Raw genomic sequence first — 9971 nt, 5'->3', positions numbered from 1 at the left:
AAATTATATTAACAATTGTTATCTTTTTTATAAAAAATTATTCAAAAAGTGTTTACAAAAGTTATCGACATGAGTTAATATGAATTTACAGATAACTTTTGTAACCACCTAGGAGGTGATGCCAGTGAAAATAAAAGTGAAGGACCCAAATGAACTTCGAAGATTGCTGATTATAAACGGGTACTCTCAAGCGGATTTTGCAAAAGAATTAAAAATAACAACGCCCTATTTAAATCAAATCGTCAATGATGAGAAATGTCCAAGTCCCAAAATTGCTAAAAATATTCACACAAAACTTGGTGCTCAATTCGAGGATATTTTTTTTATCGAAAGTGATAGCAAAAGTTATCGGGCCGAATAGAAAATTAATGGGGAGATGGAGTCATGGAGAAGGGGACACTTGAAGTCGAACCGCCGCAGATCAGCGAGGAAACAATGAAAGAAATGGCAAAGTTTTTCATGAGAACATCGATTCCGAGAATCATTGCTGAAAGAAGAAAGGCTAAGGCTGCTGAAAACCAACCAACCTAATAAATAGAAGGAGGTTTCGCAAATGAACAAACATGTTCTTCGGATTCAGTATTACACCAGGAAGATTGTCCAGCTTGGCGCAGTACACCCAACAAAAAGAAATGAGCGCTGGAGTAAACGCTTATATAGGTTGCTCGCATATAAAAAAGCGATGCACGAGCAATTAGTCAGCCATATGAAACAAGATTTAACGCATTCTTAACAAGCCTTAACCAGGCTCTTCTTTTTAACATCTTTGCGAAATTTGCAAAACGAAAATAGTTCTATCTGAAGGGGGTGATGTATAGGTGGGCGCGTTAGTGACAGGGATTATAATCACTGGATTAATGTTGCTGGGTCATGGAATTGTTTGGGCTTTTGATTTAGTACCAGAAAGAGGGGAGTAACCTATGGCAAATATTGAAGCTGTAGTGATTAAGGGCTTCCAATCGCACGTAGAAAGTACGTTTAATCTTTGTCCAGGTCTTAATGTAATAACAGGACCTTCAGATGCTGGTAAAACAGCGATTATTCGTGCAGTAAGGTGGGTTTCGTTAAATGAACCTACAGGTGAGGCTTACGTGAATCAAAGCGTAGGGGAAGCGGAAGTGCGGCTTGTTTTAGACACAGGTCAAATCATTACAAAACGCAGAAGAAAAGGAAAAACATCGTACCTTGTCCAACGAGATTCTGGCGATGATGGTAGCCTTTTCGAAAAATCAGAAGTACCAGAGGAAGTAAAAGCAGTATTAGGAATAACGAAACAAACTTTTGGAGATTTCGAAGCGGCGCTAAATTTCGCATTCCAGCTGGATCCGCCATTCCTCATTTCAGAAACGGCAAGCGCCGGAGCAAAGGTGCTAGGAAAGCTGGCGGGAACTGAAGCTGTAGACATGGCTGTAAAAGCAGTAAATAAGGATACAGTCGCATTTCGGAATGAAAGATCCCAGGCTAACAGGGAAGTAGAGAGGATAAACGGTGACCTCTTGCTGTACGCAGGCATCGACGAGGCGAAAGAACATCTTGACCTTGCAGAAATGGTACTACAACAAATTGAGTCAAACCATAATAAAAGCGAAAACTTAAAAGAGCTGCGTCAATCCTTTGCCGTCTACACAGGGCAAAAGGATATTTTTTCCGCAAAATTGGACAAGCTAGCCGTTCTTCCAGAAATAACAGCTGTTTTAAACGGCACAGAAAAAGCCCAGAGGCGCTTCGAAACACTACTGGACCTTTTAACTCGCTATAACCATCTTGATTCCATGATATCACTTTTACAGTCTAAGATGTCAGTATTTTCTGGCTTAACGGTTGCAGCCGATAGCGTGGAAGTAATTAGTGATAATCAGGACAAGATGTCTTTGTTAACTAGCTTATACAAAGAATACAAAAAATATGACGAGCTCGTAAATAAAAATAACGAAATACTTTTACATCTACAGGATTTGGAAAGTGCTAGCAGCCGTCTATGGCAAATCAAAAATCATAACTATCCTTTTGTTAACGATTTAAAAACAGTAAATGTGAAATATGAAGACGTTGCTAGACGCTCAGAATTAGCCCGTAATGCTTTAGAAAGATTTATTGGGCTAACAGAGGCGGAAACACTTCTCAGTGGAATGACACTTAGAAATGAAAGGCTGATAGGGCTTAAATCACTTAGTAAAGAATTAGACGACGTTGTTAGACGTTCAGTATTAGCACAGGCTGCTTTAGAAAGATTCGAAGGTCTTACAGATGCTGAATTTGGTTTAAGCAGCGCATCGCTCAAGGATGAAAGGCTGACACAGCTAAACACACTTGCCGATGAGTATAGAATTTCGTGGCTACTTGTAGAGAATACAAAAGCTAATTTAAACGGTACGGCCGTTGCTGTAAGAACATATCAAGAAGATCTTACCAAAGCCTGGGAAGGTGCCGGTGGTATTTGCCCGCTATGCGAACAGCCGCATGCTGGAGGCGCTTGCTGATGATTAACCAAACAGAACATATCGATCACGGAGTAGTCATCTTTATCCATACCCGTAAGGTCGGCGTAAAACAGATTCTAATCGATAAAGAGGATTGGCCAGCAGCTGAACAAATCCAGCGTTTAGTTCTTTATAAGGACCCAAAAGGACGGGAGTTTGCTCGAAGCGATAAGAATAATGACCAGGTTCTCCTTCATCGTCACCTGTTCGACATACCGAAAGGCAGCCGTATGGAATGGCTAAACGGTAACACCTTAGATCTTCGAAAAGAAAACATACAGTTGGTAGACACGGAAGGCACTGTAACTCTTCTAAAGGAGCCAGTCGAAGAAAGTGTACCCAAACCAGTAATTAAAGGAGTCACTTTCCACAAAGGAAGTCAGAAGTGGACAAGCCGTCCTTACCATGGAAGTGACCGCTACAGCTTGGGATACTTCACGACCAAAGAAGAAGCGGAAAACGAAACGCTTATTTTTCTAAATGAAGGGCCTAATAGTCCTAATCTAAAACGTAATCAACCGAAAGGGGTTAAGAAATAATGGATATCAAAAATCGTATTGAGATCGCAAAAATGAATCTTCGTAAAGCGGAGAATGCAAAGGTGCAGGCAGAAACGCAAAAAACTGCAGCTGAGCAACGGCTGGAAGAAATCAAAGGAAAAATGCTGGAAGCCGGGGTTACTCCTGAAACTATTAAGCAAGAAATCGAAACTCTGGAAGCTCAGGTTCGTGCTGATTTAGAAAAAGTCGAAAAGCTTATTCCTCAGGTGTAATAAGATGGCCGTTAATCCTTACATTTTAAAAACAGCGGTTACTATATTCAAAACTTTGGAAAGAAACGAAGTGGAATTGGTGCAAAAGAAAGGTTCTTACGGAGGCGGTGGCGGTCTGTATCTTGTGTGCAAGGAGACCGGGGAAGAAGAATCTCTACCAGAACTATTTAACCAATTGGCTGAGATAGAAGGAGGCAGAGAATTTGTACCAGCTAATGAAAGTAAAAGCAGATCTTCGGCAGGCGAGTGAGAAGGTTATCTCTAAAATCGCACAGCGTGATTTGTTAAGGCAACAAAAAGAAGCAGCACGTAACCGCCTGGAAGCGGCGGAATCCGAATTACGTGATTTCGATTTGGTTCAGATTCTTCTCCAGCAAACCAGTGAATATGCAAGGCAGCAAGCTAAAACACAAATCGAAGAAGTGGTTACCAGCGCTCTATCAGTTGTGTTCGGAAAAGATTACCGATTCATAGTCAATATCGAGGTAAAGGCTAATCAGCCAGTAGCGGAATATTTCCTCGAGTCAGAAGGAGTAACCACACAGTTAAAGCCGCCTGACTATGACCGCGGCGGTGGTGTGGCGGATGTTGTCAGCCTAGCTTTAAAACTAGCTGTTGGAGAATTAAGTGGAATTCGTGGTCCGTTATTCCTCGATGAGGTTGGGAAACACGTTAGCCAGGAATTCGCACAGAATGTAGCATTTTTCCTAAAGGAATTCAGCAGCAAGTTTAATCGTCAGATTTGTTTAATCACACATAACCCAGTGTTAGCTGAGATAGGCGACGTAAGTCTACAGGTTCGGCAGATTGGCGGGAAATCCAAGGTAGAAGCTTTATAAGGCGAAAGGAGAGTAGAAAGTATGTGCATTAAGTGTGTGGTACAAAGAATCACCTCAGAAGCTTTAGGAATGGAGATCATTGATACGGTCGTTGGTAAAGTGACACCTGATCAGCTTCATGAAGTAAGGCAATTAGTCGAGGCCAGGGAACGGCTCGAGAAACAAATTCACGTAGAAATGAAACATTTAATCGAATTAGGTAAAAGCAAAGATTTGGTATCCGCGGCAGTCAGCAGCAAGTACGAAAAAAAGTATAGAGATTTGGCGAAACTGACAAACACTGTTATCGAGGAAATATGCAGGCAAAACGGAATGCAGACAGAAAAATGGAACGACCATAATGTTAATCCGGAAACACTGGAAATTGTGAAAAGGCAAATCGTTCCTGCGAATACTGCCAGTCAGGTGCATTGATATGACGAAATTGCTATGGACCGGTGATTGGCACTTAAGAGGAACTACGCCAAGAAACCGTACGGACAATTACAAAGAAGCTATTAAAGAAAAACTCTTAGAAATTTTTAACCTAGCAAAATATCGCCAGGTTGATGCGATTGTCACAGCGGGTGATACCTTTCATACTCCTGAGGTCGCAACAGGCGTCCTGCTAGAATTCGCTGAACTGCTAGAAAAATCACCGGTACCAATTCTTACTACAGCTGGAAATCACGATATATACGGTTACAACCTGGATACATACAACAGGACAAGCTTAAGAGTACTAGAAAAATTAGTACCACAATTAACCGTATTTAATGACCCTAGCAAGGCTGTAATTTCCGGAGATAATGCAGTTTTAAGTTTTACTCCTTACAGTGCAGAAATAGATAAGAATGGGTACGGTTACAGCCCCGAATATGTACGAAACTATGACGACAGATTAAAAATTCACGTCGCTCATGGAATGCTATTGGACCACACACCGCCATTTGACCGCTATACGTACATCGGGGACGTGGATACTGCAGCTGATTTAGTTTTGACTGGTCACGATCATACCGGTTACGGAATCTATAAACGTTCAGATGGTAAGACATTTGTTAACTGCGGAGCGATTTGTAGACTGTCCGCTTCCCAGCAGGAGATAAATAGAAAGGTAGAAGTCCTACTTATCGACGTAAAGAGTAAAACGGACTTCGACCTGGAGCTTATCCCACTGCAAAGTGCAAAGCCTGGAGAGCAAATACTAGACCGCAGCGCTATCGAGGCACAGAACGAGCGGCAATACGCTATGGAGGAATTCGCAACCTTAATAAAGGCTACGAACGGCGAAAAGGTCCTGGTGGATATTAACGCGATTATCGAAGCGATTGCCGATAAGGAAAATTACCGACCTGATGTGGTTCGTAAAGCCTTAGACAAAATCGCACAAGCGAAAGAATCTTTAAGGTTATAGAGAGGTGAATCGAGTGGGTAAATTCACACCGGAGCAAATTGATCGTGCAGCTGAGAATGGGGTTACCTTAAATATGCTACATTATCGCACCCGAAGGGGTATGGACGTTGAAATGGCAATTAACACACCTAAGGTGGACCCCAGTGAAGCTGGGCGTAGAGGAAAAGCGAATCAACCTTCTTGGGATATAAAACGAGGAGTGAAGTAGATGCTTACTTATGAAACATTTATGAAACACGCGGAAAAAGTTTGTAAAAGCCCTTCAGCTGGTGTACGCCCAATGCTCAGCGGCGTGAAGCACAAAGAAAACGGTGATTTAATCTGTACGGATAGTCACAGACTTTATGTAGCAAAAGAACTCCACTCTCGGGATGATGGAGCCGTGATCACACCAAGAGGAAAAATAGTAGATGGAAACTATCCTGATGTTTCCAGGCTAATCCCGGATCCTTTGTACGCTAAGCAGTCACTTGAAATCGAGTTGAACGAGCTCTTTCGTGCCGCGGATATGATTGCAGCCGTCGGTGGAATAGCACAGAAAAGCATGGTCGAGGGTACGAAAGCTGAGTACAAGCCTCCGGCCCTTGATTTTATAGAAGACGCCATTGGTTATACCAATTTTGCGGTGAAAATTAGCTACTCATTTTACCCGTTACGCTTTGAAGAGCCCATCTGCTCCAATGCGGTCTATGTACCGGATGCTGTAAAACTATTAAAAGCTGCAGGCTGCGAAACTATCACGATAAGATTCTACGGATCTATGAGGCCATTCACATTAACAAATGAGGATGAAAACTTATTAGTTTTGATTCTACCAATCAGAAAACACAGTTAGGAGGGCTGTAAGTGCTCGCAATCGTTGAAGGAAGTATCGAAAAAGTAAAAGCGGAAATGAAGCAAATAGCTAAGTGGAAAGCCGATGAAATTAAAAGCGTTAAGAGTCAAATAAAGTTCTGGAAGGAAACTGAGAAAAAGGCTGCCAAGGAAGAAAAACGGAAAGAAAACGCCTATCCGAATGAGCTTGGTGAAAAGCTCGGTGCCTTAGAGATAGCTAAAGAAAAGTATTCTTCTGCGGTTGTTCCTGTACGTATCGGAGATATTGTCATTAACTATACGGTTTATTTAAAGGCATTTTCTAAACTTAAAGGTTGCCGTGTTTACCCAGAAGAGATTCACGACAAAGAGTTAGTCATCAACTACACAGACGATACAGCTAATGGGAAGATTCATCTTTATGACATTTCAAAAATTTATAGCGAGCTGAACAGTATGCCTATCGCTGAGATTAACCATAACGCCTAAGGAACAAAAAGGAGGATTAGGAAAATGCCAGAAATTACTCAAAACAAACCTCAGTTTAATACGGATTCGTTAACACCGGGAAAAGCGGTTTTTATTACAGATGAAAGAACCAATTATGGAAGATATGCAAAAAAGTATAGTGCTATTATTACCGGTTCTACTCCACTTTCGTTAGATGTTGTTTATGTAGAAGACCGTGCAATAGAAACGGATACATTCTCCATTGACCAAGTAACCAGGAGTCATAAATCAGTAACAATAGAATTTTTGACAATCCAAAAGGAGGCTTCAAAAAATGACCAATCTAACTGATCAACTAACAATTTTAGTAGGGCATTTCGGCAAGGAGTCTGTTGTAGCCGCAGCTGAGCAATTACTAAGCGCGAGCATCAAAAAACTACCTGCAGGTTATGACAGCCTAGCACAGCCTGATAAAGTTGCTTTCACCATTCAAGCAGTAGACGCAGCTATTTCAGATGTAGTAAAGGCCGGCCAAGAAGTAGACGCGGCTTACGGGGAACGTGGTAGTTTGTTAAAACAAAAAACACAGCTGGAGACATCCGTTCAGCTTAGAGAGTCAGAAGCATTCATGCAGATCCGTGGGGAGGCGCGTAGCCAGTACGTCATAATCGACGGGGAAAAGGTTGCTCTTTCGAACGAAGAAACACGCAAGGCATATGCACGAACGTATTCCAAAGAGGAACGCCTCCAGCTTTCACAAATCGAATCACAACTTGCTGAACTCGACGTAAAGATTATGCAGGCAAAGGATAAGTACCAAACGGCAAAAGAAGGTGCTGATCTCGTAAAAGCGAAAGCGCATGTTCAAGGAAACCTACTTAATTTCTTAAGTTAGGTGAAAGAACATGTCAAGGAAACGTGAGATTTTCAGAATCATTGATGATCATATGGTTAATTCATTAGCTGCGGACGAAGTAAAGAAATACATTAATAATCTGTTACATGCAAAAGGAGGTTCCAATGGACCCAAAGCAACAAACATTAAGAAACAAGCAAAGAGAGCGGCAACAGCGCGGGGATGATTTCCAGGAAGAAATCCGAAACAGCTGGCCACATGTTCCAAACGTCTGGCATATCCACATAAAGGATGGCGGGGGGGGTACGAGACCCGCTGACCGCCTGGTTCTTTGCGAGGAAGTCAATATCCTATCTGAATTAAAAAGGACAGCTGGGGAGCGGTTTAACTTAAGCTTCCTGCGTCCGAATCAGATTAGGGGATTAATCGATTTTGACCAGGTGATTAAGCGGAACTATGGACTCGTTCTAGTAAGCTTTCATAATCCAAAAAAGCACTTGGATAAAGCCTACGCTTTCCGTTTACACCATGCTCTAATGTTCTTCCATAAACACAGCCGGCAATATCTCACACTAGAAGAATTAGAAGCTAAAAAGATACTAGCGATTGAGCTGCCACGTTTATCTTACTCAGATAAAACATACGACTTAAGGGGGTTGGCTACTTGCTACAAATATTTATAACGAATAACATCCGGATCCGCGGAGCATCGACCCCGTTACGATCGACCATTACAAAGGCCTTAACATATGACAATCCCGCATACGTCGAAGCGAAAAGGAAAAGGCGACGTACCTGGGGAATCGAATCGAAGTTAGAACTGTTTGTTTATGACAAAGGGGATATCGTTACGCCCCGAGGTTTTCGGAAAGAACTTGAAGACATACTTAAAAAAGCTGGGATTGAGCCGTCGAAAGTTATCGTTTCAAGAGAACAAGAAGGTCACCAAGTAGACTTTGGACCGTGGAACGAAGACTTTATCATGCGTGATTACCAGCAGCCTATGGTGAAGGCACTTCTAAACGAGAGCGGCGTCGGTATTGCTCCTGCAGGTAGTGGGAAAACGATCATGGGAATGAAGTTTATCCATGATTATGGCAGGCCGACGCTGTGGCTTACGCATACAAAAGATTTAATGTATCAGACAGCCAAAAAAGCAGAAGCAACCCTAAAAGGAGTAGGGAGAATTGGATTCTTTGGAGACGGTAAGCACGACTGGGGAGACGGTAAGCTGATAATTGCAACCGTTCAAACATTAAACGCTAACCCACACCTCGTAGATGCCATGAATGACTTTATCGGTGCCATTATCATCGATGAGGCGCATCACTTTCCGGCCGTGCAATTTGTCGAAACAGCTGGAAAGTTTAGGGCGGCGAAGATGATTGGGCTGACAGCGACCCCTGAGCGAAAAGATGGGCTGCAGTGTTATCTCTACCGAGGAATTGGCCCCCAGCTCCACCGTGTAGAACGGGATACGCTTTACGACAATAGAGAACTGATTAAACCGGAACTGAAATTCGTTTATACAGAATTTAATTATGAAACGGCATCCAATCGAAATGCGCTCGACAGTGTCGATGCCGGAGGAGATGACCTCGACTATTCTGATTTAATAAAGCATTTGATTGGTGATGAAAAGCGGGCAAAGTTAATCGCAGAAAACATTTTAGAAGCAGCACCTTTAGGACCGGCGATTGTCATCACAGAATCGGTTAGGTATTGCTTCGTTTTAGAAGAATTGGTTAAAAGGATGTTCGCAGCTCGGTTCCCAGGCGCGAAGCCGTTAAGAACCGCTGTAGTTCATGGAGGTATTAGCCGGTATACATGGCGTGTAACAGACAATACCAATCTCGCTCCGGTTAACGATGACAATTACCGCTGGAATAAGCGCCTAAATCGTCTGCAAGTAAGGGTAGAGCAGTATACCGAAGAAGAAATGAAGAGATGGCAAGTATCTAGTCAGCAACGAAAAGACATTTTAGCAGCATGTGACCGAAAAGAAATCGATATCCTTTTCGCTACCCAGTTAGCCCGCGAAGGACTGGATATGCCGCATTTAACAGTGGGCCATATGGCGATGCCAAAACGCGGGGACCGAAAAGGGGATGCAAGCGGTTCTGCAGTAGAGCAGGAAATCGGACGGATCATGCGTCCTGACCCAAAAAACCAAAATAAAAAAGCTGTCTGGTATGACTACATTGACTACAACGTTGGAGTTTTTAAAGACCAGTACTACAGCCGACGTAAAGTTTATACCCGTTTAGGAATTAAGGTACCGAAAAAGCCAAGGACTGAAAGAGATGAAATTTTAGACTTCCTTGGTTCAGGTACAATGTTTGATTTACCACTTTAAGAGGAGGTT

18 protein-coding genes are annotated in these 9971 nt (G+C 42.5%); all 18 read left to right on the top strand.

Features of this window, described 5'->3' with window-relative positions:
- The first annotated feature begins 124 nt into the window (after positions 1 to 124).
- The 18 genes from ACIQCO_RS18770 to ACIQCO_RS18685 all read left to right on the top strand — a co-directional run bounded on the left by ACIQCO_RS18770 (position 125) and on the right by ACIQCO_RS18685 (position 9962).
- Positions 125 to 361 carry a helix-turn-helix domain-containing protein gene (locus tag ACIQCO_RS18770; RefSeq protein WP_400431176.1) on the top strand — a complete coding sequence of 79 codons (237 nt, stop codon included), beginning with the start codon at positions 125 to 127 and terminating at the stop codon, positions 359 to 361.
- A 23-nt stretch (positions 362 to 384) separates the two neighbouring features.
- On the top strand, positions 385 to 531 hold the full coding sequence (locus tag ACIQCO_RS18765; protein WP_400431173.1) for a hypothetical protein: 147 nt from the start codon (positions 385 to 387) through the stop codon (positions 529 to 531).
- Between the two features lie 22 nt (positions 532 to 553).
- Positions 554 to 733, top strand: a complete 180-nt coding sequence (locus ACIQCO_RS18760) for a hypothetical protein (protein ID WP_400431170.1) — start codon at positions 554 to 556, stop codon at positions 731 to 733.
- A gap of 187 nt (positions 734 to 920) precedes the next feature.
- Entirely contained in the window at positions 921 to 2480 is a 1560-nt protein-coding gene (locus tag ACIQCO_RS18755; protein WP_400431168.1) for an AAA family ATPase, read from the top strand.
- Positions 2480 to 3019, top strand: a complete 540-nt coding sequence (locus ACIQCO_RS18750; RefSeq protein ID WP_400431165.1) for a hypothetical protein — start codon at positions 2480 to 2482, stop codon at positions 3017 to 3019. Before ACIQCO_RS18755 ends, ACIQCO_RS18750 begins: the two co-directional genes overlap by 1 nt.
- Positions 3019 to 3252 carry a hypothetical protein gene (locus ACIQCO_RS18745; RefSeq protein ID WP_400431162.1) on the top strand — a complete coding sequence of 78 codons (234 nt, stop codon included), beginning with the start codon at positions 3019 to 3021 and terminating at the stop codon, positions 3250 to 3252. Before ACIQCO_RS18750 ends, ACIQCO_RS18745 begins: the two co-directional genes overlap by 1 nt.
- A gap of 4 nt (positions 3253 to 3256) precedes the next feature.
- A complete protein-coding gene (locus ACIQCO_RS18740) occupies positions 3257 to 3502 on the top strand; it encodes a hypothetical protein (protein ID WP_400431159.1) in 246 nt (81 codons plus the stop codon).
- Entirely contained in the window at positions 3456 to 4091 is a 636-nt protein-coding gene (locus ACIQCO_RS18735; RefSeq protein WP_400431156.1) for a chromosome partitioning protein ParA, read from the top strand. The genes ACIQCO_RS18740 and ACIQCO_RS18735 overlap by 47 nt, the downstream gene beginning before the upstream one ends.
- Before the next feature lie 21 nt (positions 4092 to 4112).
- Complete coding sequence (locus ACIQCO_RS18730) at positions 4113 to 4505, top strand: hypothetical protein (RefSeq protein ID WP_400431153.1); 393 nt, start codon at positions 4113 to 4115, stop codon at positions 4503 to 4505.
- Position 4506: 1 nt separating this feature from the next.
- Complete coding sequence (locus ACIQCO_RS18725) at positions 4507 to 5487, top strand: metallophosphoesterase family protein (protein WP_400431150.1); 981 nt, start codon at positions 4507 to 4509, stop codon at positions 5485 to 5487.
- 13 nt (positions 5488 to 5500) lie between these two features.
- On the top strand, positions 5501 to 5695 hold the full coding sequence (locus ACIQCO_RS18720) for a hypothetical protein (protein WP_400431147.1): 195 nt from the start codon (positions 5501 to 5503) through the stop codon (positions 5693 to 5695).
- Positions 5696 to 6322, top strand: a complete 627-nt coding sequence (locus tag ACIQCO_RS18715) for a hypothetical protein (RefSeq protein WP_400431144.1) — start codon at positions 5696 to 5698, stop codon at positions 6320 to 6322.
- An 11-nt stretch (positions 6323 to 6333) separates the two neighbouring features.
- Positions 6334 to 6789 carry a hypothetical protein gene (locus tag ACIQCO_RS18710; RefSeq protein ID WP_400431141.1) on the top strand — a complete coding sequence of 152 codons (456 nt, stop codon included), beginning with the start codon at positions 6334 to 6336 and terminating at the stop codon, positions 6787 to 6789.
- A 24-nt stretch (positions 6790 to 6813) separates the two neighbouring features.
- Positions 6814 to 7101: a hypothetical protein gene (locus ACIQCO_RS18705; protein WP_400431138.1), complete on the top strand. Its 288-nt coding sequence runs from the start codon at positions 6814 to 6816 to the stop codon at positions 7099 to 7101.
- Positions 7085 to 7645 carry a hypothetical protein gene (locus ACIQCO_RS18700; protein WP_400431135.1) on the top strand — a complete coding sequence of 187 codons (561 nt, stop codon included), beginning with the start codon at positions 7085 to 7087 and terminating at the stop codon, positions 7643 to 7645. Before ACIQCO_RS18705 ends, ACIQCO_RS18700 begins: the two co-directional genes overlap by 17 nt.
- Positions 7646 to 7655: 10 nt before the next feature.
- Positions 7656 to 7832 (top strand): hypothetical protein, encoded by a 177-nt coding sequence (locus ACIQCO_RS18695; protein WP_400431132.1) that lies wholly within the window; start codon positions 7656 to 7658, stop codon positions 7830 to 7832.
- The gene (locus ACIQCO_RS18690) at positions 7771 to 8289 is read left to right on the top strand and encodes a hypothetical protein (RefSeq protein WP_400431129.1); all 519 of its coding nucleotides are present in this window, start codon (positions 7771 to 7773) and stop codon (positions 8287 to 8289) included. The genes ACIQCO_RS18695 and ACIQCO_RS18690 overlap by 62 nt, the downstream gene beginning before the upstream one ends.
- On the top strand, positions 8271 to 9962 hold the full coding sequence (locus ACIQCO_RS18685; protein WP_400431126.1) for a DEAD/DEAH box helicase: 1692 nt from the start codon (positions 8271 to 8273) through the stop codon (positions 9960 to 9962). Before ACIQCO_RS18690 ends, ACIQCO_RS18685 begins: the two co-directional genes overlap by 19 nt.
- The last annotated feature ends 9 nt before the right edge of the window (positions 9963 to 9971 follow it).

It is taken from the genome of Neobacillus sp. NPDC093127 (genome assembly GCF_044754175.1).
In the GTDB taxonomy this organism is placed as follows: Bacteria; Bacillota; Bacilli; order Bacillales; family Cytobacillaceae; genus Neobacillus.
The sequence above is the reverse complement of the archived record's forward strand: the minus strand, read 5'-3'. Positions and strand labels throughout refer to the sequence as shown.

What these genes read in the sequence shown, in the direction of transcription:
- ACIQCO_RS18740 (WP_400431159.1), top strand. Translation starts at nt 3,257, where the DNA reads ATGGCCGTTAATCCTTACATTTTAAAAACAGCGGTTACTATATTCAAA.
- ACIQCO_RS18760 (WP_400431170.1), top strand. Translation starts at nt 554, where the DNA reads ATGAACAAACATGTTCTTCGGATTCAGTATTACACCAGGAAGATTGTC.
- ACIQCO_RS18705 (WP_400431138.1), top strand. Translation starts at nt 6,814, where the DNA reads ATGCCAGAAATTACTCAAAACAAACCTCAGTTTAATACGGATTCGTTA.
- ACIQCO_RS18725 (WP_400431150.1), top strand. Translation starts at nt 4,507, where the DNA reads ATGACGAAATTGCTATGGACCGGTGATTGGCACTTAAGAGGAACTACG.
- ACIQCO_RS18730 (WP_400431153.1), top strand. Translation starts at nt 4,113, where the DNA reads ATGTGCATTAAGTGTGTGGTACAAAGAATCACCTCAGAAGCTTTAGGA.
- ACIQCO_RS18690 (WP_400431129.1), top strand. Translation starts at nt 7,771, where the DNA reads ATGGACCCAAAGCAACAAACATTAAGAAACAAGCAAAGAGAGCGGCAA.
- ACIQCO_RS18750 (WP_400431165.1), top strand. Translation starts at nt 2,480, where the DNA reads ATGATTAACCAAACAGAACATATCGATCACGGAGTAGTCATCTTTATC.
- ACIQCO_RS18700 (WP_400431135.1), top strand. Translation starts at nt 7,085, where the DNA reads ATGACCAATCTAACTGATCAACTAACAATTTTAGTAGGGCATTTCGGC.
- ACIQCO_RS18715 (WP_400431144.1), top strand. Translation starts at nt 5,696, where the DNA reads ATGCTTACTTATGAAACATTTATGAAACACGCGGAAAAAGTTTGTAAA.
- ACIQCO_RS18745 (WP_400431162.1), top strand. Translation starts at nt 3,019, where the DNA reads ATGGATATCAAAAATCGTATTGAGATCGCAAAAATGAATCTTCGTAAA.
- ACIQCO_RS18695 (WP_400431132.1), top strand. Translation starts at nt 7,656, where the DNA reads ATGTCAAGGAAACGTGAGATTTTCAGAATCATTGATGATCATATGGTT.
- ACIQCO_RS18765 (WP_400431173.1), top strand. Translation starts at nt 385, where the DNA reads ATGGAGAAGGGGACACTTGAAGTCGAACCGCCGCAGATCAGCGAGGAA.
- ACIQCO_RS18755 (WP_400431168.1), top strand. Translation starts at nt 921, where the DNA reads ATGGCAAATATTGAAGCTGTAGTGATTAAGGGCTTCCAATCGCACGTA.